Consider the following 25,837-nt stretch of genomic DNA (forward strand, 5'->3'; position numbering starts at 1 on the left):
TTTTGCCTCAGCTATAAGGGGTCAATGCCCCTGAGGATACCTGAAAGAATTGCGCATCGCCATGCAGAGTTTCGAATAAAGCCTTGTCAGTGCCAGTCATGAACGCCTGACAACCAAGATCATCCAGAATGCCAAACAGCGCTGCACGCCGCCCTATATCAAGATGCGCGGCTATTTCATCCAAGAGCAGGATCGGCGCCATGCGTGAGAGCTCGCCGGTCAAACGTGCATGAGCCAGCACCAGCCCGATCAGCAATGCTTTTTGTTCGCCTGTCGAACATAAAGCCGCAGGCATTTGCTTTGGCCTGTGATGCACAATCATCTCGGTGCGGTGCGGGCCATCAAGCGTGCGGCCGCTGGCTCTGTCGCGCATCCGCCCGTCACGCAGGCTGCGGCGAAAATCCTCTTCCAGATCAAGTGCTGCCTCGAGCCCGATTCGCTGCTCCAGCGTGCCTTCCAGAAAACAATCCGCTTTCGGAAACGGACTGTCATCCGGCATATGCTCAATCATGGTTTTGATAAGCCGCATCATTTCGGCACGCGCTGCCGCAATAGCAATGGCAAGTTCCGCCATCTGATTCTCAATCGCATCAAGCCATTGCGGATCACTCACACCGTCACTCAGCAAACGGTTGCGGCTGCGCATGGATTTTTCGTAATCCACCACCCGTTTGCCGTGGCCGGTATCAATGGCCAGCACCATCCGATCAAGAAAACGGCGGCGATCACCGGACCCACCGGTAAAAAGCCCGTCCTGTGACGGCGTCAGCCACAAAATACGGGCATAATTTAACAATTCATCGGCAGCAGTGGCGGAGCCGTTGATACGCACCCGCCGCCCTGCTTCACCGGCATTATTACCAGCCGTGCCGGTGCCGATTTCGGCCTCGCCATAAAGATCATTTTCCAAGGTCGCATGAATGGCAAAGCCATCGGCAGCATCATGACGGGACACATCGCCATAAGCAGCACGGCGCAAACCGCGACCGGGCGACAGAAAAGAAACAGCTTCCAGAAGATTGGTTTTGCCCGAGCCGTTATCGCCCGTCAGCACCACATGACCCGCCCCCAATGGCAGGTTCAGCACATCGTAATTGCGAAAATTATTAAGCTTAAGCCGCCGGACCGAGACCCGGTCCAGACGGCTTTTATGATCACCCGACGTGCTCAAATCATCAACTATACGCGCATCGGCATTAAGACATACAGCACATCTTCGTCACCGGTGTCGCGCACCACTGTCGGAGAGCCTGCATCAGCCAGCATGAAAACGGCTTCAGAGCCGGAAAGCTGGCTGGTAATGTCGAGCAGATATTTCGAGTTGAAACCGATTTCAATCGGATCCGCATCATAATCAGCGGCCAGCTCATCGGTCGCAGAACCTGAATCCGGATTGTTAACGGTCAGGGTTAACTGACCATCGCTGATCGACAGTTTAACCGCACGGCCGCGCTCGCTCGAAATTGTCGACACACGATCCACCGATGAAGCAAAATTCTGGCGGTCAATCACCAGTTTCTTGTCATTGCCGGATGGAATCACCCGCTGATAATCAGGGAAAGTACCGTCAATCAGCTTTGAGGTCAGAACAATCGAACCAATGGTGAAGCGGATTTTTGCATCCGACAATTCAATGGTGACATCTGTATCCGGCACATCCACCAGTTTCTGCAATTCAGCAACGGTTTTGCGCGGGATGATAATGCCCGGCATACCTTCAGCACCGCTTGGCGCTTCCAGCTCGGCCCGTGCCAGACGGTGACCGTCGGTGGCAACAGCGCGCAATTTCAGCTGACCATCGCTTTCAATTGCATGCAGATAAATACCGTTGAGGTAATAGCGGGTTTCTTCCGTTGAAATCGCAAACTGGGTGCGATCAATCAGACGTTTGAAATCCAGCGCCTTCATAACAAAGCTATGGGTGAAGCTTCCCGCTGTCAGCTCCGGAAAATCGGACTGCGGCAGGCACTGCAAACGGAAAGACGAACGGCCGGAAATGACCGAAACCGAATTGCCGTCAGGATTGGTTGCAAGCTGCACCTCGGCACCATCAGGCAATTTACGCACAATGTCATAAAGCAGATGGGCAGGGACAGTCGTAGCGCCGGCTTCTTCAGCCATTGCTGCGGTTGCTTCATTAATCTCCAAATCCAGATCGGTTGCCTTCATCGCAAGGCTTCCGCCTTCGGCATGCAGCAACACGTTGGACAAAATAGGAATCGTGTTACGGCGCTCCACAACACGATGAACATGGTTGAGAGATTTCAGAAGATTGGAACGTTCCAGAGTAACACGCATGATAAACGAACTCGCTGACTTCTGGTCACACAAGACGCCGCACCATCGTTTCATACGAAGCGCAAGCCTTGCGCGACTGGCTGGGCGAATGACCGCCCCAAGGGATAGTAAAGTGGCAGAAAACTAGCCAAAAAAGCAAGCCCGCACAACCACATCAACCGTGGATATGCGGGCTTTATGTTGATAACTTGTGCTTTTAAAGCCGCTTTACGCTGCCTGATCGTTAATCAGACGCTTTAACAGCTCCAATTCCTGCGCCAATTTGGTGTCGGCACCGGCCAGATCTTCGATCTTACGCACCGCATGCAAAACCGTTGTATGGTCACGTCCGCCAAAGCGGCGACCAATTTCCGGCAGGGAACGCGGAGTGAGCATTTTCGCCAGATACATCGCTACCTGACGCGGCTTTACGATGATGCGGGTACGACGGCTCGAGAGCAAATCCTGCTTTGACACATTATAGTGGCGGGCAACGATGCGCTGAATTTCTTCAATACGGATGCGTTTTGGCTCACCGGCGCGGGTCAAATGACCCAGCAATTCGTCAACGCGGTCGATGGAAAGATCAGGCTCGAAAGACTGACGGAACAATAGCTGATTGAACGCACCTTCAAGCTCACGGCCGGAACCGGTGACTGTACGGGCAACATGGCTCAGAATTTCTTCCGAAATATTAAGCGTGTAATCTTCAACCTGCGCTGCAACCAAACGGCGCTTGAGCATTTCAAAACGCATATCATAATCAGGTGCTGCGACTTCCAGTGCGACACCACCCTGCAAACGGGAGCGAACACGTACATCAAGCGATTCAAGTTCTGACGGCGGACGGTCAGCTGCAACAACCACCTGTTTAGCGCTATCAAGCAAAGTGTTGAGCAGGTGGCAGAACTCGTGCTGGATCGACTTACCCTGCAAGAACTGCATGTCGTCGATGACGAGAAGATCGATATCGCGCAGCTGTTCTTTGAAAGAAAGCGCATTGTTGTCACGGATTGCAGTTGCAAAACGCCACATGAAATATTCAGCCGTTAGGTAAACAACGCGTGGCTTTTCAGGGCGCTGGATAGCAGCCGCGGCAATTGCCTGCAAAAGATGCGTTTTACCAAGACCAACGGAAGCATGGATAAACAGAGGATTGAAACGAACAGCACTGGAACCGGCTTCCGCGATGGTGCGGGCAGCAGCCAGAGCAACGCGGTTGGAAGCGCCATCAACAAAGCTGTCGAATGTATAACGCGGATCAAGCGGAGAGCCGAGAACCGCGCCTTGCGAACCGGATGACGGGGTTTCCATGGCAAGGGCTGCACCGCGCTTTTCATTGGTTGGCTGACCAACAGGAAAAGCAATCTTTTCACGTACCGGCGCACGGGTCTCTACCGGCTGCGGTTCCGAAGCCACAGCAACTTCCGCGACAGGTGCCGGACGGGTTACACGGCTCATACCGCGCACAACGATCTCGACTTTGAGGATCTGCGGGTTTTCTTCCTGCCAAAGCTGGGTCAGAAGCTCGGTGTAATGGTTATTGATCCAGGAACGCAAGAAAGCGGTCGGTACAGACAAGCGCACAATGCTCTTGGACAGATCGTCCAATTGCAGGCGGCCAAACCAGCTGGAATAAATTTCGCTGCCAACGCGGGCTTTGAGCTTGGAGGTCAGACGCTCAAACGCGGCTTCGCTATCATTAATTGTTGCAATCATCTGTTGATTATTAATCTGAGAAGCCGATGTTTCAGTGCCACAATCCGCATGCGTATTATTGCTCTTCGCTGCTGTCACTTTGTTGCCCGTCACTATCATCGCTTCATCTGCCTTCACATTACGGCGCGCCGTTTCCGGCGCTTGTCATTATTTTTTAAAAGAAACAACCTGTTGTCAGGTCAAAACTGAAATCCGCAACTGTTACATCACCGACTCACATTTCCTTCTTCAACCATGCTGATTGCCCGAATTCAGATTTTCAACAACCGCTCTTTGCCGATGAAGGTCAGCGAAGACCTTTCAGGGTTAATGAACGGTAAACCGCATAACCCCAGCTCAAATGAAGGTCACAAAAAGCCACCTTCAGATTGTGAACCTGAAGCATTCATTTCATATTTATTTGCTTAAACCTGGGTCAGAAGCCCGCCCCGTTGATGCCTGAACATTAGCTAAGGTTTTGCTAAAAGGGCAAGCCCAGATTTTGCATTTTTAAGAGAGCTGAGGATGACCGAAAAGAGCATCTTGACAATGAGAATCGGGTAAAAAACGCGTAAGACCATTGGATTCAAAGCACTTTATTTTTTTGGAATTTGCGACTCCGCACCCCAGAATTGCTGCAAAAAAAATATTAATTATTCGCTTGACTCTAAAGCCCTTCCGAGTCCGTCCGGAGCCTGTGGATAAGCATGGATTAAACTTGTAACTACATGATACTATTGACGAATATTTGTGCCTTAAACGCAATAATCTTACGTGATTTTTTTGGCCCTCAATACCGATTCCAATAGAAATGAAAGCTATATCAGCAGGATAGGATGCGTAGTTTCAGCCATCTCCGATTTTATGAAGAATCGTCGAAAGAGCTAAAGTATGGTCCACACCCAGCCTCATCAAAGAGCAGGCAGAAAATGGGGATCAAGAAGCTTGTATTTAACGTTGGCCACGCCAGAACAAATGACGCGAGACAAAAGCTGGTCTGCTTAACGCCAGCATCTCATCATTTTCATCATCCGGCAGCGCCTGAGAGACGAATGACGCAGCCTGTCCGCACTTAAAGGCGGTACTCATATGCCGACAACAAAAAACCCGGCTGTAATAGCCGGGTTTTTTAAAACTACTATCAAAATCTGGCAGCTATTAAGCTGAGAGACCCTGAACGCGCTTGGTCAAACGTGACACTTTACGCGATGCGGTGTTCTTATGCAGAACGCCTTTGGTTGCAGCGCGCATCAGCTCTGGCTGAGCGGCCTGCAGAGCAGCCTGAGCTGCAGTCTGATCGCCAGCGAGGATCGCATCTTCAACCTTACGGATGAAAGTGCGCACGCGTGAACGACGTGACTTGTTAACTTCAGTGCGGGCAGCAATCTTGCGCACCGCTTTCTTGGCCGAAGGAGTGTTGGCCATAAATGCCTCTCTTTTTACTGTCAGCAATCCAGCGGGTCTATAATATTAACCGCCGTGCACAAAACTATAAGGGCGGCACATGTGCCACCGAACCGTGGGGCGCTTATAGATCAGCTTTCCATCAACGTCAACGCAGATTCTGACCATATGCGCATGGAAACACCCGTTTTATAGCGTTTTAAGCCTATCAGACCCTTGTTTTCGTTCAAAATATTTGAATTTCAGCGCCTGATAAAAGGAGCAGAACTTGTCCCGCATAAAGCTCTGCCCGTCTGATTCCACTCTGTTTAGCGATTCTTGAAGTCCGGTTTACGCTTTTCAATGAAGGCACTCATGCCTTCTTTCTGATCTTCCAAGGCAAAGAGCGAATGGAAAAGACGACGCTCAAACCGCAAGCCCTCATTAAGCGAGACCTCATAAGCACGGTTGACGGCCTCCTTATTCATTAAAACAGAAGGACGTGAAAAACCGGCAATCTTCTGGGCGGTCTTCATCGCATCATCAAGTAAGGATGCAACAGGCACAATACGAGAGACCAGACCGGAGCGCTCCGCTTCATCAGCATCCATCAAACGGCCGGTCAGACACATTTCCATTGCCTTGGACTTGCCGACATAATGGGTCAGGCGCTGTGAGCCTCCCATACCAGGCATAATACCAAGAGTGATTTCCGGCTGGCCGAATTTGGCATTATCGGCGGCAATGATAAAATCGCACATCATTGCCAATTCGCAACCACCACCCAGCGCATAGCCGGCTACGGCTGCGATCACCGGTTTGCGCACATAATCCATATGCTGATTATCAGCAAACATGTCATTTATATATGCATCAACAAAACTGACCGGCTGCATCTCTTTAATATCAGCGCCAGCGGCAAAAGCTTTGTCAGAACCGGTCAGCACAATAACACCGATCGCGTCATCTGCTTCCAATGCCGCCAGCGCATCGCGCAGTTCTTCCAGCAATTGTTTGTTTAAAGCATTGAGCGCTTCAGGGCGGTTCAGCTTTACCAGCCCGACCTTGTCATGCGTTTCGACGATGATGGTCTGATATGTCATCGGGTCAATCTCCTCCTCTTGAATCTTCAGCATTATTGAACCAGCACCATCTTAGCCGTCCAGTTTTTTTTAAATCTGACATAGTGTTAGTTATTTTAAAAATTAAATTACCCAATAAGATGCCATTGATTTGCCATATATAAATACAAGTATATCAGCCTTATATATTAAGGATATTCTATTATGAAAATTAAATTTTATATTTTACCAATATTGTTTTTATCCTCATCCATTCATTCAAGTTTTGCGCAAACAACACCATCAAATAACATAATTGTTATTGCGTCTCCCAAATCACAGTCTTCGACAAGCTTCCAGAACGAAGTATCTTATGCGAAAACATTCGATATTATGATTATGAATACAGGGGAAACTGATGTCGACCTGGAAAAAATCTGCCTGAAAGCCTATGATGAAAGTGGGAAAGCTTACCATATGGATGCAGTTGATGAAAAACTGATTTCCGGCAAATTACCATCAGAACAATCTCTGAAAGGTTTTGTATCGTTCAGTGATACAAAACCTGCTGTCTACGCTACGCAAGTCGTTAAGATATCGAGCGAGTGCGATTAATTCTGATATTAAAAATAAAATGTCGCCGGTTCATCCGGCGATATTTTATATTCAGGGCTACAATATCCCTTGTACTAATCCGGCACCACACATTCTGGCTAACAGCCAATAAAATGAGTTTGCACTCAATGCTGGCAGCTCTCGCACCAGAAGGTCGAGCGCCCGCTTTGTGTGATGCGTGTAATCGTACCGTTGCAACCTTCGCGGCGGCAAGGCTCCCCTTCACGACCATAGACTGAGAAAGAATGCTGGAAATAACCAAGCTCGCCATCGGCCTGCCGGTAATCGCGCAGGCTTGAACCGCCTGCGGCAATTGCATCAGCAATCACTTCCCGAATATGAGTGGCAAGCCTGTCAGCCACAGCTGGATCTGCGCCACCTTGTGTGGTGACAGAACCGGCACTGCGCAATGGCGAAAGCCCTGTACGCCACATCGCTTCACAAACATAAATATTGCCAAGCCCTGCAATCAGGCTCTGATCCAGCAATGCAGCCTTTAAAGGTGCTTTTTTGCCTGCAAAGGCTTGATCCATCCATTCGCCAGACAATAAATTGCCGGTCGGCTCCAGCCCGAGTTTTTCCAAAAAAGGATGCTCATCCAGACGGCTGGTTTGCGCCAGCACCAAAAAACCGAAACGACGCGGATCATTATAAATAATATTGGTCTTCTGCCCCTCATCATTCATTAATGAGAAGATCAAATGGTCATGTGCGCTTTTCTTAGAGCGCTCATGGATAAACTGTCCGGGCAGATTTTCCGCACTTTCGCTTTCAATGCGATATGAGCCGGACATCCCCAGATGCGAAATCAGTGTCTGATCATCTTCCAGATGAATGGTCAGATATTTTGCCCGCCGTCCCAGCGCCTCAATACGCTTTCCGGTGATTTTATCCGCCAGATTTTCAGGGAAAGGAAAACGCAAATCGGCGCGGTTTTGCTGCACTTTTTCAATTCTTGCCCCTTCCATAAAGGGCTGCAAACCACGGCGAACCGTTTCTACCTCAGGTAATTCAGGCATTTATCACCTTCATCATTAAAAAGCTTTATTTTCAGCCATAACGCAGAAGATGCGTATGGTCACCATCTATCTCAACAGCCAAGGCTCAACAAAAAACGCGCAAGTCAATTTGTTAACCTTGTTTTTTAAGATCATTAAAATTTTGAGGCAGTAGATTGGATATCAGGTTCGCATAATGGCGGGATTTAAGAAAATGCCTGGATTATTAAACAGATTTGCAAAAAACCGCTCAAGCGCTTCGGTTCTGGAGTTCTGCTTGATAGGCGCACTTACATTTGTTGCTATTATCAGCGCGGTTCTGGTGGTTTCGGCCAGCAGTGAATCTTTTGCCTTTATTCCTCAGGCAATCGCGACCTTGTTTAACTTTTAAAATTTCAATTTATAAAGGCAGCTCTTTTGCCGTCTTAATGACCAGATCGCCTAAGCTTTCGACATATAGTGCGCCTTTAACCGTCCGCTTAATCAGCACATTACGACGGTCTTTTTCATCGCGATGACGCGAAACCAGCTCCAAAGCCCCCATACTATCCAAAGCCCGTGTTATCACCGGTTTGCTGACGCCTAAATGCAGCGCGAGGGCGCGCACCGTATGCGGTGGCGGATCGAGATAAATTGTCAGTAAAATCGCCATCTGCCTTGTGGTCAGATCATGCATTTCATCACGAACCTGCGTCAGTGCAAGGTTTTTCAGCAAGGTCAGCGATTGCAGTGGTTTTAGCTCAACCGGCATCAAGATAGCTCTTTGTTACGAATAACCCACATAAAAGCGTGTCTTTGCCGGTTGCGCAAGCAGATCAGCGGGCTAAAGTTAATCAGCCCGCGAGTATCTATTCAATTTATGCTTTGCCGAAACGATCCGACAGCACCTGATAGATGGTACGGATGGCTTGTGCTGCGCCACCAAATGGTGCCTCCGGCTTTTCAACCGGTGTCCAGCCATAAATGTCGAAATGCGCCCACTGAGCACTGTTTTCAACAAAGCGCGACAAGAACAAAGCAGCTGTCACAGAACCGGCAAAACCATCAGTGGTGACATTGTTCATATCGGCAATGCGTGATGAAAGCTTCTTCTCATATGGCTCCCAAAGCGGCATACGCCAGACAGGATCAGCCACCTGATAAGCCGATTTTGCCACAGAAGCAGCAAGCTCTTCATTATGGGTGTAGAAAGGCGGCAGATCAGGCCCGAGAGCCACACGAGCAGCACCCGTCAAAGTTGCCATATCAATCAGCAATTCCGGCTTTTCTTCATCAGCCAGTGCCAGAGCATCAGCCAGAACCAGACGGCCTTCGGCATCGGTATTGCCGATTTCAACAGTCAGACCTTTGCGGCTGGTCAGCACATCGCCCGGACGGAAAGCATCACCGGCAATGGCATTTTCTACCGCCGGAATAAGTACGCGCAAACGAACAGGCAGCTTTGCCGCCATAATCATCGCTGCCAGACCAATCACATTGGCTGCACCGCCCATGTCTTTTTTCATCAACAGCATACCGGCAGGGGTTTTAATATCCAAACCACCGGTATCAAAGCAAACGCCCTTACCAACCAAAGTAACCTTCGGATCTGTTTCCTTGCCCCATGTCAGATCAAGAAGGCGTGGCGCTTGCGCACCCGCGCGACCGACCGCATGGATCATCGGGAAATTATTTTTCAGCAATGCATCGCCAACGGTCGCGTCAACCTTGGCGCTATGGGCTTCGCCTAAATCGCGCAAAGCCTGTTCCAAGGCTTCCGGCCCCATATCATTGGTCGGTGTATTGATCAGATCACGGGTTAAAGTCACTGCTGATGCAATGCGGTTGATCTCGGCCAGATCAGCACCTTCCGGCAAAGCCAGACGCACGAGCCCCTTGGCGGAACCTTTGCGGTAACGGTTAAACTGATAACCGCCGATCAAAAAGCTGAGCGCCGCCAGTGTGGCATCGCTTTCAAGGTTTTCAATGTGCCAGTCACCTGCCGGCAAAAGCGATGACAATTTACCGGCAAGCATGCGGTTTTGGCCTTCACGGTCAGGCTCGCCAACGCCAAATAAAGCGCCGGCAATGGCCCCTTTTTCATTAGGAACCACCAGAAATGCGCCAGCCGCGCCATCAAAATCATGCGCCTTTGCCCAAGCCGCAGCACTCGCGCTTAAGCCCGCCTCTTCCACTTTGTTTTTTGCAACAAACCAGACCGGCAGGCTGGTATCTGATTTTTTAGCCAGAAGTTCGAGGCGCGTAGCCGACATTATCATATTCCTTTTCAATGACCTGCATCTGTTGCGGACTCATGACCAGCAACAATATGCAACATGGATAGAGCGATAATTAGCCAAGTTTATGGGCAATGGGAATGATCAATCAAAAGCGACAGCCAAATGAGAGATATTTTTTAGGGCAAATTTACCAATAAGGATAAAAACACCAACATATACGCATAAAGATTTCTTTATGTCCCATTGTGAATTTTGTCGTGATCTGCTAGTGAAAAGACATGAAAAACATTTTGCCATAGCCGCTCTTCCATCAATCCCGATGGGAAGTCTCAAGAGCGGCAGGCAATAGATAAAACACATCAACAGCCATCGGAGCTATCAGATGACCGCCAAACAAGATTACGTCGTCAAGGATCTCAGCCTTGCCGATTGGGGCCGCAAGGAACTGGATATTGCAGAAACCGAAATGCCGGGCCTGATGGCCGCGCGCGAAGAATTCGGCCCGACCCAGCCTCTTAAAGGTGCCCGCATCTCCGGCTCGCTGCACATGACCATTCAGACAGCCGTTCTGATTGAAACATTGACTGCTCTTGGCGCTGAAGTTCGTTGGGCATCATGCAATATTTTCTCGACACAGGATCACGCTGCCGCTGCCATCGCTGCAACCGGCGTGCCTGTTTTTGCCATCAAAGGCGAAACACTGGAAGAATACTGGACCTATACCGACCAGATTTTCCAATGGACTGACGGCGAACCATCCAACATGATTTTGGATGATGGCGGCGACGCTACTATGTATATCCTGCTTGGCGCACGCGCTGAAGCCGGTGAAGATGTGCTGAGCAACCCAACAAGCGAAGAAGAAATCTACTTCTTTGCCCAGATCAAAAAGCGCATGGCAGAAACCCCAGGTTTCTTCACCAAACAGCGCGCAGCCATCAAAGGTGTGACGGAAGAAACCACCACCGGTGTCAACCGTCTTTACCAGTTGCACAAAAAAGGCCTTCTGCCTTTCCCTGCCATTAACGTCAATGACAGCGTCACCAAGTCGAAATTCGACAACAAATATGGCTGTAAAGAATCGCTCGTCGACGGTATCCGTCGCGGCACCGACGTGATGATGGCCGGTAAAGTGGCTGTTGTTTGCGGCTACGGCGATGTGGGTAAAGGTTCTGCACAGTCACTACTGGGTGCTGGCGCACGTGTGAAAGTCACCGAAGTTGACCCGATCTGCGCTTTGCAGGCTGCGATGGACGGCTTTGAAGTGGTAACTCTTGATGATGCAGCTTCAACTGCTGATATCGTCATCACCACCACCGGCAACAAGGATGTGATCACCCTTGATCACATGCGCCAGATGAAAGACATGTGCATTGTCGGCAATATCGGCCACTTCGACAATGAAATTCAGGTTGCAGCACTCAAAAACCTGAAATGGACCAATGTGAAGCCACAGGTCGATCTGGTTGAATTTCCGGATGGCAAGCGCATCATCCTTCTCTCCGAAGGTCGCCTGCTCAATCTTGGTAATGCCACCGGTCACCCAAGCTTTGTGATGTCTGCTTCTTTCACCAATCAGGTGCTGGGTCAGATCGAACTTTATACCCGTCCTGAAGCTTACGAAAATCAGGTCTACGTGCTGCCGAAACACCTTGATGAAAAGGTTGCACGTCTGCACCTCGACAAGCTTGGCGCGAAACTGACTGTGCTTTCTGAGGAACAGGCTGAATATATCGGCGTCACTCCACAAGGCCCTTACAAGTCAGAACACTACAGATATTAATAATCTGTTAACCACAACGCTACATGTTGAGGTCGGGCAATTTATCTTTTGCCCGACCTTTCTTTTTGTCATTGAGACGCTTCACGGGGATTCCACATAAGGGTATTGTGGACTGATTCGACCGTAGCTTTATTTTCAAATGCCCCCGGATTCCGTCAGGAATACCGAGCCATTTGAATTTAACCTTTTGTCCCAGTTTATAAGCTGTGTGTTGAATGTTAGACTACGCATCGTGCTTGTCCTAAAGACACATGACGCTCTATGTAATTCCAGACAATGAAATCCGGCTTCTCACGCTGAATTTTATTGTTTTCTCGCGGCGGAGAACAGAAACAATGCAAGGCCTTGGCTCATTTCAGAGCTTACGAAGCGATTCCGGTCAGTTACCGGCCAAATCCTGCATCGACACGGGGCCTGAAGCTATAAGCGTTAAAGGTATCAGCGCACACGCATATCAATGGCTAGGCGCGCTCAAAAATAAAACCTTTTCTCTGGCACTCTCCACCACCGCGTTTTTTTCCTTCACCACTCTTAGCCGCGCCCAAGACAGCCAGTTTTCCGGCCATATCGAGCTTCCCTTCGGCACTGTCAGCGCTTTGGATGTGGTGCAATTTGCGACTTTTGCCGGTGCGATGGGTGCCGCCCTGCTGACCGCTGGCTGGCTGATCCGTGACCGCAGCAAAATGGTCAATGAAACAGCCGCTCTGCGCGCAAAATGCGCAGAACTCAGCATGACGGCACAGCGCAATGAAGCGCTTCTTAATCTCAAAGACCAGCGCATCATTATCTGGGACGGCTATAATGCCAATTCCGAAGTCGTTGGCCTGTTGCCGGATGATACCGGCGCGCCGCTCGACCGCTCATTATTTTTAGCCTTTGGCCGCTGGCTGCGTGCCGATTCCGTAATGGCGCTTGAACATGCCATTCGTGATTTGCGCGAAAAGGCGATCACCTTTGACATGGTGGTCGAAACCGTCAACGGCACTTTGCTGGATGTCAACGGCCGCACCTCCGGCGGCTTGGCCATTGCCCGCTTTATCCATTTGCAGGGTGTGCAGGCCGAATGTGCGGTTTTGAAAACCGAAAATCATCATCTTTATGAAACACTCAATCTGTTGCGCAGCCTGATGAACAGGCTCGATCAGGCCGTGTGGATCAGAGATGATCAAGGTCGCCTTGAATGGGTCAATGATGCCTATATCAAAGCGGTTGAAGCCGCAGACGGTATTCAGGCTGTGCAGGAAGGCCGCGAATTGTTTGGCACCCAAGCCCGCGAACGCATGGAGCGCGAACGGATGGGGCCATCCGGCTTCCGCAGCCAATTGCCGACCGTCATTGCCGGTGACCGCCATATATTTGACGTAACCGAAGTGCCGGGTGAAGCAGGCTCTGCCGGTTTTGCTTCCAATATCAGCGAAATCGAACAAGTACGTGAAGAGCTGCAACGCACGCTTCGCAGCCATGCCGAAACGCTTGATCAGCTTTCCACAGCAGTGGCGATCTTCGATCCGGAAATGAAGCTGCAATTCTTCAATCAGGCGTTCAGCAGCCTGTGGTCGCTTGATACCGCCTTTTTGGAATCGCGTCCGAGCAATGCACTGCTGTTTGACCGTTTGCGCAGTGACGGCAAATTGCCGGAACAGCCGGAATGGCGCCGCTGGAAAGATTCAATGCTTTCGGCCTATCGCTCGGTCGAGCCGCAAGAGCATATGTGGCACCTGCCCGACACCCGCATCATGCGCGTTGTTGCCAATCCGCATCCCAAAGGCGGCGTGACCTGGTTCTTCGAAAATATGACCGAGAAGTTTGAACTGGAAGGCCGCTATAATACGCTGATCCGTGTTCAGGGTGAAACGCTTGACCATCTGGCCGAAGGTGTGGCCGTGTTTGGTGCCGATGGCCGCATCCGTCTTTCCAATCCGGCCTTTGCCAATTTGTGGTCATTGCCGTCCGGCATGGTGGTGGAAGGGGTGCATATCACCGACATCACCCGCATGACCGAAAAGCGTGCCGGAAGCCCGATCTGGCAGGATTTCATTTCCGCTGTCACCGGTTTTTCCGATGTGCGTGATGGTCAGGCCGGACAAATCGAACTATCAGACGGCAATGTATTGTCTTATGCACTGGTGCCGCTGCCAAAAGGCCAGACCATGCTGACCTTCATCGATGTGACCGATACGGTTCATGTCGAGCGCGCCTTGAAAGACAAAAACGAAGCGCTGGAATTTGCCGACCAGATTAAGAACGATTTCGTTCAGCATGTTTCTTATGAGCTGCGTTCACCGCTTACCAATATTATCGGCTTTACCGAACTGTTGCAGACCCCGTCATTCGGCTCGCTCAACGAGCGCCAGCATGAATATCTCGACCATATCAGTTCGTCTTCCTCTGTGCTTCTCACCATTGTGAATGACATTCTGGATCTGGCGACAGTGGATGCCGGTATCATGGAACTGGAAATTGATGATGTGGATGTGAGTGCCGCTATCAATGAAGCGGCCGAGCGGGTGGCAGAGCGTCTGCGCGACCATAATATCGGCCTTGCCGTGCATATTGGCGAAGATGCCGAGCGTTTCCGCGCCGATGCCAATCGTCTGCGTCAGGTTCTCTTCAACCTGCTCAGCAATGCTGCCAATTATGCGCCGGAAGATAGCGACATCCGCCTGATGGTTGAGCGTGAAGACGATGAAATTGTTTTCAGCGTGCAGGATGAAGGTCCGGGCATGCCGCGCGAAGTGCTTGATAGTGTTTTCCAGCGCTTCCAGTCCCACAATAATGGTGGCCGCAAACGTGGTGCTGGCCTTGGCCTGTCCATTGTCAAAAGCTTTGTTGAGCTTCATGGCGGCGCAGTTCACATTCAAACCGCCAGCAATAGCGGCACCACAGTCACCTGCCGTTTTCCAATCGAAGCGCGCAGTTTCCGCGCCGCAGCTGAATAAATCATGTCCGCATCAGAAGTTTTTGAAATCCGTCTGCCCGATGAAGCAGCCACCATCGCTCTGGGCGAAGATCTGGCACTGGCGCTTAACCGCGGCGACTTAGTTACATTATCCGGTGATTTAGGTGCGGGAAAATCATCACTTGCACGCGCGCTCATTCGCACCATCGCCAATGATGAATCTTACGAAGTTCCAAGCCCGAGTTTCACCCTCGTGCAGGCCTATGATGAATTGCGCCTGCCCATCGCCCATGCCGATCTTTATCGCTTGTCTGGTGGCGATGAGCTTGATGAACTGGGTTTTGACGAATTTTTGCAAGATGGCGCTGTGCTGGTTGAATGGCCGGAACAGGCTGACGGCATGTTGGGCACACCTGCCTTTGCCATTGAATTGCGCCATCCGGCAAACGGAGAACAAGGCCGCCTTGTTACCATTACCGCGCAAACAAATGCAGCCAAACGCTTCACCCGCTCCCGTGCTATCCGCACATTTTTAGAAGAGCATAAGCGCCTGTTCAATGCGCAGCCAGCTAAACGCCGCTATTTGCTCGGCGATGCTTCGCCTCGCGCCTATGAAACAGTGTCTTCGGATTTTGGCACCGAAATTCTGATGAACGCGCCAGAGCTTACCAGCGAGCCTTTATTGCCGAATGGCAAAACCTATCGCAAAACCGCACATATTGCTGAAAGCTGTATTCCGTTTTCCACTATCGGCAAATTGATCAAGGCTCAAGGTTTTCGCGTACCAGAAATCTATGCTGAAGATTTAGCCAATGGCTTTATTTTGATGGAGCATTTGGGCGTTGATGGTGTGCTGGATGAGAACCGTCAGCCCATCGTGACACGCTACTTAGAAGCTGCCCGTTTCTTAGCGCATTTTCATCAGGTTGAATGGCCGTTGAGCGTTAAGGTCGCCGGTTGCGATGATTATCAATTTGCACCATTTGACCGCGATGCGATGATGATCGAAGTTGATTTACTGTGTTCGTGGTATTTGCCGCGCATCACCGGCAAACAACCCGATGAAGCACAAAAACAATCCTATCACGATGCGTGGGACGAGGTTTTTCTAAAACTCGCAACGGCTGAAAAAAGCTTGCTACTGCGTGATTATCATTCGCCAAATCTCTTTTGGTTTGAAGAAAAATCCGGCATTGACCGCATCGGCATGATTGACTTTCAAGATGCTATGAATGGCCCTGCCGCTTATGATCTGGCGTCGCTTGCATTGGATGCGCGTGTAACCATTGCAGCAGAGCTTGAGCAACAGATCATTGCCGCCTATTGCGAAACCCGCAAAAGCTTGGAAAAAGCCTTTGATGAGGCCGCCTTCATGAGCGCTTATGCGATTATGGGTGCGCAGCGTAATTCCAAAATTCTTGGCATTTTTGTGCGTCTGGATGAGCGCGACGGCAAACCACATTATTTGGCACACCTGCCGCGTATTCAGGATTATTTGCGCCGTGTCCTCACCCATCCGGATTTGAAACCGGTGGCGGACTGGTACGAAAAATATGGTTTACTTACGGAGAAAAAACCATGAACCATCTGAAAAAAGCAATGGTTCTGGCTGCGGGTTTAGGCAAAAGAATGCGCCCGATCACCGACACGATCCCCAAGCCAATGGTCAAGGTTTCCGGTAAAACACTGATTGATTATGGCTTGGATTCACTTGTGGAAGCAGGTGTCGGGCAAGCAGTGGTTAATGTGCATTATCTGGCCGGCATCTTAGAAAAGCACCTGGAAAACCGCCACGATATAGCAATCAGCATTTCGGATGAGCGCGCAGAACTGCTTGATTCCGCAGGCGGCATTATCAATGCCTTGCCGCTCCTCGGGAGTGAAGCTTTTTACATCCTCAATGCGGATACATTCTGGGTTGATCAGCAAGGCGAGCCTGCCAATTTGCTAAAAATGGCAGAAGCTTTTGATGAAACCCGCATGGATATTTTGCTGATGGTTGCCCGCCTTGATCAGGCAACCGGCTATGACGGCAAAGGCGATTTTACCCTGACACCGGAAGCCCGGCTTTTGCGTCGTCAAGACAATGATCCGCAACCGGTTATTTATGCCGGTGCCGCTATTATTCACCCGGGCATTTTCAAAGATGCCGAGGCAAGTGTTTCCTCGCTCAACCGCTATTTCGACCATGCCATTGCGAATAAACGTCTATATGCTATGCCGATGCATGGCCATTGGATAACGGTCGGTACACCCGATGCGATTGAAGACGCAGAAAAGGCGCTTGCAGCCCTGAACTAAAGCCGGTCTGACTAAAAAGGAGAAGAGAAAAGAATGAGCACCCAAAACCCGCACATCTTTTCCATTCCGCCCGGCACGCCCTTTCTGCCAAGCTTTGTCGATGCCTTGCTGCAAGGTAAAATCATCAAAGGTTTTCCGGCTGATCCAAGCGATCCTTTAGCACTGGCCAAAGCCACCATCTATGTGCCGACACGCCGTGCGGCACGTAGCCTGCGCTCACTTCTCGTTGAAAAAAGCCATGCGCGTTCGGCAATCCTGCCTTCTATCCGTGCGCTCGGTGATGTGGATGAAGATGCCGTATTTTTTGATGCAGATGCGCGGGAATTTCTGCAACTCAACCCGCCGATCAATAAGGCTGAGCGCTTGCTGCTGCTCACCCGCCTGATCAAGCCCTGGCGCGAGAGCCTGCCTGAACATGTGCGCGCCCTTTTTGGCGTTGAAGATGTTTCCGTGCCGACCACCACCGCTGATGCCATCTGGCTGGCGCGAGATCTGGCCACATTGATGGATCAGGTCGAAACCGAAAGTGCCGATTGGGCAGAATTGCAACTCATCGCGCCTGATGAACTTGCCGATTGGTGGCGGGTCACATTGAGCTTTCTGGAAATCGTCACCACGCTTTGGCCGGAAGTTTTGAAAGAGCGCGGTGTTACCAATCCCGCAGCCTATCGTAATCGCCTGATTGAAATCGAAACCGATCGGCTCAAACGCTCCCCCCCCGATGGACCTGTGATTGCTGCCGGTACAACCGGTTCTATTCCGGCCACTGCCGAACTGATTGCAACGATCGCAAAGCTGCCGCAAGGCGCACTTGTGCTACCCGGCCTTGACCGCGACCTTGATGATGCGGCCTGGCACATTTTAGGCAGGCCTGAACAAAATCCATCCACTTTCGGTCATCCGCAATATGGTTTTTATCAGCTGCTCACCAGCATGAGCACCAATCGCGATGCAGTGGAACATCTGCCCGATCATTCGCCTGAAAAACGGACATTAGAGCGCATTGCGGCTGAGGCTTTGCGGCCGGCAGAAAGCACCGAGCATTGGCGCGATCTTTTACAACAGCCCGATATGACGATTGAGCATCGCTTGGCAGCCACACGTCAGATTGATCTGATTGAAGCGGCCAATGAGCGCGAGGAAGCTTTAAGCGTTGCCTGCGCTTTACGTGAAGCCATCAGCGATCCGAACAAAACCGCAGCTCTTGTCACCGCCGACCGTAATCTGGCGCGCCGTGTGGCCGCAGAACTTGCCCGTTTCGGCATTGAGGCCGATGATTCCGGCGGGCGCTTTTTGCGCGATGCGGAACCTGTCACCCTCATGCGGCTAGTGATTGAAACCGTCTTTAATCCGGGCGATCCGGTGGCATTGCTGGCATTGCTGAAACACCCGCTGACAAAGCTTGGCAAACCCCGCATCGAGCGCCGCTTAGCCGCAGAAGCGCTGGAACTGATCGCTTTTCGTGGCGGCACAGGTCGCGCGTCCATTGCTGAATTGCCGGATTTCTTTGAAGGTAAACTTACCGAAGGGCTGAATGCCAACCGCAAGCCTTTATGGATTGACCTGACCGTTGAAGAACAGATCACAAATGCGCGGGCTTTGTGTGAAGAACTCTCGCAAGCGGTTAAACCACTGGCTGATTTCACCAAAAGTGCCGGTCAGCACACGGAAATGGCGGCAATTGTGCGCGCAAGTGTGGAGGTGCTTGAAACCCTCGCACGTGATGAGCAGGGAAATGTCGGCGCACTTTATTCCGGCGAGGCAGGTGAACAATTTGCCTCCCTTTTGCGCAATCTGATTGGCACGCAAGCCGAGCTGGAATTTGAAACCATTGAATGGCCAGCCGTTTTTGAAGCATTGATTTCCGGCGAAACTGTCAAACCACGCCCCGGTGGCAATCCGCGTTTGTTTATTTGGGGTGCGCTGGAAGCCCGTCTGCAAACCATTGATACGGTGATTATCGGTGGCCTCAATGAAGGCAGCTGGCCGTCCAAAACCCGCAATGATCCTTTCATGTCGCGCCCGATGAAAGCGCAGATCGCACTGGAACCACCGGAACGACGTACCGGCCTTGCGGCTCATGATTTCCAGATGGCTTTGGGCATGGATCACGTCGTGCTTTCACGTGCTGATCGCACCGACAATGCACCAACCGTGCCTTCACGCTGGCTGCAACGCCTGCAAACCGTGCTTGGCAATGAAGTGACCGATCATATGCGCCAGCGTGGGGCACGCTTTTTGCATTGGGCGCGTGAAATTGACCGCTCTGCGGATGTGCCTTTCGTTAAACGTCCGGAGCCGAAGCCGCCGGTTGAAGCACGGCCTGACCGCTTCTCGGTCACCGATATTGAAACATTGCGACGCGACCCATATGCGATTTATGCGCGTAAAATCCTGAAACTGAACCCGCTTGATCCGCTGATCCGTGATCCGGGACCTGCCGAGCGCGGCACGCTGTTTCATGATATTATTGGTCATTTCACCCAATCCGGTTTTGATGTCATGGCGGAAGAAGCCCATCAAAATCTGATCGAAATCGGACGCCAACTCTTTGCTGATGCCGATCTGCCGATTGAGATCGAAGCTGTCTGGTGGCCACGCTTTGAAGCTTTAGTGCCGGAGTTTTTAAACTGGGAGCGAGATCGCAACTACAACGTCAAAACCCGCCATGCCGAAATCGCCTCGAAAAAACGCGAAATCGGCTCGCTCGGCATCACGCTTTCAGGCCGCGCCGACCGTGTTGATGTGATGCAGGACGGCACCACTGAAATCATTGACTTTAAAACCGGTTCCACGCCCTCACCTAAACAGGCACATATTTTGCTGTCCCCGCAGCTGGCACTGGAAGCAGCCTTGCAAGCGCGCGGTGCCTTTGAGGAGGTTGGCGAAATACCGGCTTCTGATCTTCTTTATGTGCGCCTTAAAGCCAATGGCGCGGTGGTACCGGAATCCATTTTGAAAATCAGCCGGCCGGAGCCAAGCCAAAAAACCGCCCCCGAAATTGGCGAAGAAGCATGGCGCAGGTTAGAAGAATTGCTGAGCGAATATAAGAGCCAGAGCAAGGGCTATTTATCCCGTGCCCTGCCGTTTCGTGAAACCGATCTCACCGGCGATTATGACCATCTCGCCCGCGTGCTGGAATGGTCGGCCGGAGGGGCAGATGGTGGCGCTGATGGCGGTGAAGGATCGAGCGAATGAAAAAGCCGTTGAACATTCCGCCGGAAACAATTTTGGCGCAGAACAAAGCTGCCAATCCGTTTGATAGTGTCTGGGTATCAGCCAATGCCGGTTCCGGCAAAACGCATGTTTTGACCGAGCGTGTTATTCGCCTATTGCTGGAGGGCACAGATCCTTCCAAAATCCTCTGCCTGACTTACACCAAAGCGGCAGCTGCGGTGATGCAGAACCGTGTTTTCTCACGGCTTTCCGATTGGGCAATGCTAGATGATGCGCAACTGGCAAAAGTGCTGGAAAAACTGGAAGGGCAAAACCCCTCCAATGCCCGTCTGAATGTCGCGCGTCGTCTGTTTGCCCGTGCGCTGGAAACGCCGGGTGGTTTGAAAATTCAGACTATTCACGCATTTTGCGAAGCCATCCTGCATCAGTTTCCACTGGAAGCCAATATTGCCGGTCATTTTGAAATGCTCGACGATTTGATGCAGACAGCACTCATCGCTGAAGCGCGTCGTCAATTGCTGGAAACAGCGCATAATGGCGGCAACCTGATTCTGGCTGAAGCCTTCACACAGGTGCTTGATGCCGCAGGGGAATTTGGCCTGCAAAATCTGCTCGACGAAGCCATCTGGCAGCGCCATGGTTTGCAGGAGTTTTTGCGACAACTTGGTGTGCCTTCAGAACGTGAAGCTGCATTACGCAGCATTTTCCGTTTTGAGCCTCATGAGACAGAAGCAACAATTCTCAATGACCAATTGCCGGTATTGGAATTTGAGGAAGATGTGCTTGATCTCATCCTTTCTATCCCGAAAGGAGCAGCGCGCGCACAGGATTTTGCGCTGCAACTAAAACAGCTGAGCAAAGTTGAAACTTTGCGCGACAAGCAGGAAGTGCTCACGGAAGCATTTTTGAAAAAGACCGACGGCATGCCGAAAACGGCCTCTTATGTCGGCTCGGCAGCAGTACGAAAACTGTTGCCTGATTTTGATGATCGCTTCACCGAAGTTTCGACCCGCATTTATGAGGCGATGGAGCGGATAAAACTATTGCGTCTGGTGCGGCTCAATCTTGCTGCCTATCAGATTATCGATGAGCTGTTGTCACGCTATCAATTGCTGAAACGCCGTCGCGGCTTGCTGGATTTTGATGATCTCATTACCCGCACCGTGGCGCTTCTTGCCCGTGATGGTGCGGGGCAATGGGTGCAATATAAGCTTGATCGCGGCATTGATCATGTGCTTGTCGATGAAGCACAAGATACCAGCCCTGACCAATGGCGCGTGATCCGTATGCTGTCGGACGAGTTTTTCTCCGGCCTTGGCCAGCGTGATGTCCGGCGCACATTGTTTGCTGTGGGTGATGAAAAACAATCAATCTACTCTTTCCAAGGCGCTGTGCCGGAAGATTTTGCGGCCTCCGGCCAAGACGTCAAAAAACAAGCCGAACGTGCCGAGCTTACTTTTGAAAAAGTGAGCCTCAACTTTTCCTTCCGTTCCACGCCTGATGTTTTAAGCGCCGTGGATGAAGTATTTTCACGCCCCGAAGCCTTTCGCGGACTTGGGCTTGAACCCGCCCCGACGCTTCATGCCGCCATTCGCAGTGATGCACCGGGTGACGTTGAAATCTGGGATATGCTCACACCACATGTGGTGGAAGAGCCGGACGACTGGCGCACCCCTGTTGACCATTTGGCAGCACCCGCCATCCGCCTCGCCGACCAGATTGCAGCTACCATCCGCCACTGGCTTGATAGTGGCGCAATTATTCCCGGTAAGGGACGCAAGATCGCGCCGCGTGATATTATGGTGCTGGTGCGCAAACGCGACCAGTTCATGCCTGCACTCTCGCGTGCACTGAAAAACAATCTCGTGCCTGTTGCGGGCGCTGACCGTTTGCGCCTGACCTCTCATATTGCCATTCAGGATTTGATGGCAATCGGGCGTTTTGTGTTGCAGCCAGCCGATAATCTCTCGCTCGCAGCCTTGTTAAAAAGCCCGCTTTTCGGCTGGGATGATGATAAACTATTCGCGCTTGCCCATGATCGCGCCAAAGGCCAGATATTGTTTGAAAAACTCTATCAGGCTTCCCGCGACGATACCGAGCTTGCCAAAGTGCACAAAAAGCTCAGCCATTGGCGCTCTATGGCCGATACAATGCCGGTTTATGAGTTCTACACCCATATTTTAAGTGCAGATGGTGCGCGCCGTTTGCTGCTGGCGCGTCTTGGGCCGGAAGCCGGAGATATTATCGACGAGTTTCAAAATTATGCACTGGCAACCGAGCGCGCCGGACTGCCGGGCTTACAATCCTTTTTAGAGACACTGGAAGCCGCCACGCCGGAGATTAAGCGCGAGCTTGACCAAAGCCGCGATGAAGTGCGCATCATGACTGTGCATGCCTCTAAGGGGCTGGAAGCGGCTATTGTTTTTCTGGTTGATCCTGGCAACAGCGCATGGACAAGCAGTCAGGCACCCAAACTCATCGCCATTCCGATGCATGAGCCGGACGGCTTTCAGGGCAAGGGCTATTTATGGCAACCGAACAAGTCTCTTGAAACAAGTGCCACGGTTGAGCAGCGCGATGAATTGAAAAACCGCTCTGAGGAAGAATATCGCCGCCTTCTTTATGTGGGTATGACGCGCGCCGAAGACCGTTTGATTGTCTGCGGCTATCGTGGTGTGCGCGAAAGCGGCGAGACATGGCACAAGCTTGTTGATGACGCTTTAAGCCCGCTTTCGGATGCTTTCGAGCATCCGGTGGAAGGGGTAAGCGCGCGGCGTTATCAAAAAACACCGCTTGGCGACATCACCCTTCATGAAGCAGAAGACACTAAACCACATAGCTATCCGCCATTGCCTGAGGCTTTCCGCACCCGTATGGCACCGGAAAAGGGCATGCCCCGCCCGCTGACACCATCAGGGGCTTCCGCTCTGATTGAACTGGAAGATGCGCCGCCAATCGGTAATCAATCGCCAGTGCTGGAGCCATTAAACAACAGCCCCGCTTTTGCGCTCCAGCGCGGCACTATCATGCATGCTTTGTTGCAGCATTTGCCTGATGTGCCCGTTGATGAACGTAGCTCAGCTGCACAACAATATTTGCAACATGCCGGAAAAGACTGGAGCGCAGAAAACCGCGAAAAAGCCTGGAAGTCGATTGAGACAATTCTCAATGATGCAGCCTTTGCCGAGGTTTTTGCCGATGGTTCCAAGTCTGAAGTTTCAGTAATGGGGATGTTGGATTTAAACGGTAAAGAACAAGCGGTTTCGGGCATTATCGACCGCTTAAGCGTGAGCGATACAACAGTTCGCATCATTGATTATAAAACCAACCGTCCGCCTGCCCTGACGCTTGAGGAAGTGCCTTCTGCCTATATCACGCAGCTTGCCCTTTACCGTGAGCTGATGAAGCCGCTTTATCCGCTGCATAAAATTGAAGCGGCAGTGCTTTTCACCGAAGCACCGATCCTGATTGAACTGCCGGTGGAGATAATGGAGCAGGCCATCCGAAAACTTGAAAGACACAAATCTGAGAAAATTGCGGATGAATGAGATTAACCCGTAACATTCATTCGCACCTTTAAATAATACTCTGTTTTTCTACGTGCATCTTTTCCGAAAACCGCTTTGCACTTTTTCGGGATGCACTCTATATGCTTGACGTATGGCACATCAAACACCACATAATGTGTCAGATAGAATCGAAAAGGAACGCCCCATGGCAACCGTAAAAATTGACAACAGCAACTTCCAGTCCGACGTTTTGCAGGCAGATGTGCCTGTTGTCGTAGATTTCTGGGCTGAATGGTGCGGCCCTTGCAAAATGATTGCACCGTCATTGGACGAAATCGCTGCTGAAATGGCTGGTCAGGTTAAAATCGCCAAGCTCAACATTGACGAAAATCCGGAACTGGCAGCTCAATTCGGCGTGCGTTCAATCCCGACCCTGTTGATGTTCAAGAACGGTGAAGTTGCAGCCAATATGGTTGGTGCAGCACCTAAAAGCCGTTTGGCGGACTGGATCAAAAACTCAGCTGCTTAATCGGCTGATGTTTAAGATTAAAAAAAGCGGCTTCTCACGAAGCCGCTTTTTTTATGATCTCATTTTAAAACTGCTCAAACAGCCCTGATCACACAGGCGGCGTGCCATTTTCATCCAGCACATCACCTGCCAGATAGAGCGAACCACCGATCAAAATACGTGGCGGCACTTCATCATTGGTGCTCGCATCACGCAGCAGCTTCAAAGCGTTGGCAACAGAGTGAACCGGTTCTGCCGGAATGCCAGCGGCTTCCGCTGCCAGTGCCAGATCAGCATTATTGATGCTCGCGTCACTGGAGCCAATCGGGACCGTGAAAACACGACGCGCCATACCGGCAAAAGCTTCAAAAAAGCCTTTCGGGTCTTTGGTATTGATCATGCCTGTGATCAAATAAAGCGGACGCGGGACACGATCTTCCAGCTCGGCAAAAGCTTCGGCAATAACAAGCCCTGCGGCCGGATTATGCCCGCCATCAAGCCAGATTTCAGAACCGGTAGGGGCAAGATCAACCAATGCGCCATGGGTCAAACGCTGCATTCGTGCAGGCCATTCCACCACCAGCATGGCTTTTTCAATGGCTTTATCGGTCAGATCAAAGCCGGCCATGCGCACAGCTTCAATGGCTGCTGCCGCATTAGAAAGCTGATGACGCCCCGGCAAACGCGGCAAAGGCAAATCAACAAGCCCTTCCTCGTCCTGAAAAACCATCCGGCCATGTTCTTCAAAAGCGATGAAATTCTGTCCGTAAACTGTGACCGGACATCTTAAGCGTTCTGCCTTATCCACCAGTACATCAAGCGCTGCCACGCTTGGCTGAAAGCCGATAACCACCGGACAACTGCGCTTCATAATACCGGCTTTTTCGCCGGCAATTGCTTCGATTGTGTCGCCCAAAAATGCCGTATGATCAATGCCGATTGGCATGATGACGGAAACAGCCGGATCTGGAACCACATTGGTGGCATCAAAGCGTCCGCCAAGGCCCACTTCCAGCACAACGACATCGGCCGGATGCTCGGAGAAAAGCACAAACGCAACAGCGGCCATGATTTCAAAAACGGTGATATATTCACTATTATTGGCCACAGCGACACGCTCAACCGCCTCGGCCAGCACATCATCCGAGACATATTGGCCGCCGCCCTGCGCGCCCAAGCGATAGCGCTCGTGCCAATTGACCAGATGCGGCGAAGTATGCACATGCACGCTCAAACCCGAGGCTTCCAGCAATGCGCGTATAAAAGCTGACGTCGACCCCTTACCATTGGTGCCGGCAATATGAATAACAGGCGGTAAATTGAGATGAGGATTACCCAGCCGCTCTAAAAGCCGCAGGATCCGATCCAGTGATAGATCGAATCCCTTTGGGTGCAATTCCATCAACCGC

Annotated in this window: 17 protein-coding genes and 1 pseudogene; 9 read left to right on the top strand and 9 right to left on the bottom strand. The window is 51.2% G+C overall.

The window, feature by feature from the left end; translation table 11 throughout:
- Positions 1-7: 7 nt before the first annotated feature.
- The 5 genes and pseudogenes from recF to FHS77_RS06005 all read right to left on the bottom strand — a co-directional run bounded on the left by recF (position 8) and on the right by FHS77_RS06005 (position 6,461).
- Positions 8-1,171 carry a DNA replication/repair protein RecF gene (gene recF, locus FHS77_RS05985; RefSeq protein WP_184221336.1) on the bottom strand — a complete coding sequence of 388 codons (1,164 nt, stop codon included), beginning with the start codon at positions 1,169-1,171 and terminating at the stop codon, positions 8-10.
- An 8-nt stretch (positions 1,172-1,179) separates the two neighbouring features.
- A complete protein-coding gene (gene dnaN, locus FHS77_RS05990) occupies positions 1,180-2,298 on the bottom strand; it encodes a DNA polymerase III subunit beta (RefSeq protein WP_184221338.1) in 1,119 nt (372 codons plus the stop codon).
- A gap of 207 nt (positions 2,299-2,505) precedes the next feature.
- A pseudogene (gene dnaA, locus FHS77_RS05995) lies at positions 2,506-3,975 on the bottom strand (chromosomal replication initiator protein DnaA); the annotation flags it as partial.
- 1,158 nt (positions 3,976-5,133) lie between these two features.
- A complete protein-coding gene (gene rpsT, locus FHS77_RS06000) occupies positions 5,134-5,400 on the bottom strand; it encodes a 30S ribosomal protein S20 (RefSeq protein WP_184221340.1) in 267 nt (88 codons plus the stop codon).
- Positions 5,401-5,687: 287 nt separating this feature from the next.
- Positions 5,688-6,461, bottom strand: coding sequence for an enoyl-CoA hydratase (locus FHS77_RS06005; protein ID WP_184221342.1), 774 nt, complete (start codon positions 6,459-6,461; stop codon positions 5,688-5,690).
- Positions 6,462-6,644: 183 nt separating this feature from the next.
- On the opposite strand from FHS77_RS06005, the gene FHS77_RS06010 reads away from it, so the two are divergent.
- The gene (locus tag FHS77_RS06010; RefSeq protein ID WP_184221344.1) at positions 6,645-7,034 is read left to right on the top strand and encodes a DUF4354 family protein; all 390 of its coding nucleotides are present in this window, start codon (positions 6,645-6,647) and stop codon (positions 7,032-7,034) included.
- A gap of 125 nt (positions 7,035-7,159) precedes the next feature.
- Here FHS77_RS06010 and mutM read toward each other — a convergent pair whose 3' ends face one another.
- Positions 7,160-8,053, bottom strand: a complete 894-nt coding sequence (mutM, locus tag FHS77_RS06015; protein ID WP_184221346.1) for a bifunctional DNA-formamidopyrimidine glycosylase/DNA-(apurinic or apyrimidinic site) lyase — start codon at positions 8,051-8,053, stop codon at positions 7,160-7,162.
- Between the two features lie 175 nt (positions 8,054-8,228).
- Between mutM and FHS77_RS06020 the strand changes: the two genes are divergently transcribed.
- The gene (locus FHS77_RS06020; RefSeq protein ID WP_184221348.1) at positions 8,229-8,423 is read left to right on the top strand and encodes a hypothetical protein; all 195 of its coding nucleotides are present in this window, start codon (positions 8,229-8,231) and stop codon (positions 8,421-8,423) included.
- A 9-nt stretch (positions 8,424-8,432) separates the two neighbouring features.
- Here FHS77_RS06020 and FHS77_RS06025 read toward each other — a convergent pair whose 3' ends face one another.
- Both FHS77_RS06025 and FHS77_RS06030 read right to left on the bottom strand, forming a co-directional pair.
- A complete protein-coding gene (locus FHS77_RS06025; RefSeq protein WP_184221350.1) occupies positions 8,433-8,783 on the bottom strand; it encodes a MarR family winged helix-turn-helix transcriptional regulator in 351 nt (116 codons plus the stop codon).
- A gap of 106 nt (positions 8,784-8,889) precedes the next feature.
- The gene (locus tag FHS77_RS06030; RefSeq protein WP_184221352.1) at positions 8,890-10,284 is read right to left on the bottom strand and encodes a leucyl aminopeptidase family protein; all 1,395 of its coding nucleotides are present in this window, start codon (positions 10,282-10,284) and stop codon (positions 8,890-8,892) included.
- A gap of 349 nt (positions 10,285-10,633) precedes the next feature.
- On the opposite strand from FHS77_RS06030, the gene ahcY reads away from it, so the two are divergent.
- The 7 genes from ahcY to trxA all read left to right on the top strand — a co-directional run bounded on the left by ahcY (position 10,634) and on the right by trxA (position 24,449).
- Positions 10,634-12,034 (top strand): adenosylhomocysteinase, encoded by a 1,401-nt coding sequence (gene ahcY / locus FHS77_RS06035; RefSeq protein WP_184221354.1) that lies wholly within the window; start codon positions 10,634-10,636, stop codon positions 12,032-12,034.
- A gap of 335 nt (positions 12,035-12,369) precedes the next feature.
- A complete protein-coding gene (locus FHS77_RS06040) occupies positions 12,370-14,973 on the top strand; it encodes a sensor histidine kinase (protein WP_184221356.1) in 2,604 nt (867 codons plus the stop codon).
- A gap of 3 nt (positions 14,974-14,976) precedes the next feature.
- Positions 14,977-16,515 carry a tRNA (adenosine(37)-N6)-threonylcarbamoyltransferase complex ATPase subunit type 1 TsaE gene (tsaE, locus tag FHS77_RS06045; RefSeq protein WP_184221358.1) on the top strand — a complete coding sequence of 513 codons (1,539 nt, stop codon included), beginning with the start codon at positions 14,977-14,979 and terminating at the stop codon, positions 16,513-16,515.
- Positions 16,512-17,234 carry a nucleotidyltransferase family protein gene (locus tag FHS77_RS06050; protein WP_184221360.1) on the top strand — a complete coding sequence of 241 codons (723 nt, stop codon included), beginning with the start codon at positions 16,512-16,514 and terminating at the stop codon, positions 17,232-17,234. The genes tsaE and FHS77_RS06050 overlap by 4 nt, the downstream gene beginning before the upstream one ends.
- Before the next feature lie 33 nt (positions 17,235-17,267).
- Positions 17,268-20,432: a double-strand break repair protein AddB gene (gene addB, locus FHS77_RS06055; protein WP_184221362.1), complete on the top strand. Its 3,165-nt coding sequence runs from the start codon at positions 17,268-17,270 to the stop codon at positions 20,430-20,432.
- Positions 20,429-23,959, top strand: a complete 3,531-nt coding sequence (gene addA, locus FHS77_RS06060) for a double-strand break repair helicase AddA (RefSeq protein WP_184221364.1) — start codon at positions 20,429-20,431, stop codon at positions 23,957-23,959. The genes addB and addA overlap by 4 nt, the downstream gene beginning before the upstream one ends.
- A gap of 166 nt (positions 23,960-24,125) precedes the next feature.
- Positions 24,126-24,449, top strand: a complete 324-nt coding sequence (gene trxA, locus FHS77_RS06065) for a thioredoxin (RefSeq protein ID WP_184221366.1) — start codon at positions 24,126-24,128, stop codon at positions 24,447-24,449.
- A gap of 88 nt (positions 24,450-24,537) precedes the next feature.
- On the opposite strand, the gene FHS77_RS06070 is transcribed toward trxA, so the two are convergent.
- A complete protein-coding gene (locus tag FHS77_RS06070; protein ID WP_184221806.1) occupies positions 24,538-25,830 on the bottom strand; it encodes a bifunctional folylpolyglutamate synthase/dihydrofolate synthase in 1,293 nt (430 codons plus the stop codon).
- Between the last annotated feature and the right edge of the window lie 7 nt (positions 25,831-25,837).

The sequence above is a fragment of the Paenochrobactrum gallinarii genome, assembly GCF_014205685.1.
Lineage (GTDB): Bacteria > Pseudomonadota > Alphaproteobacteria > Rhizobiales > Rhizobiaceae > Paenochrobactrum > Paenochrobactrum gallinarii.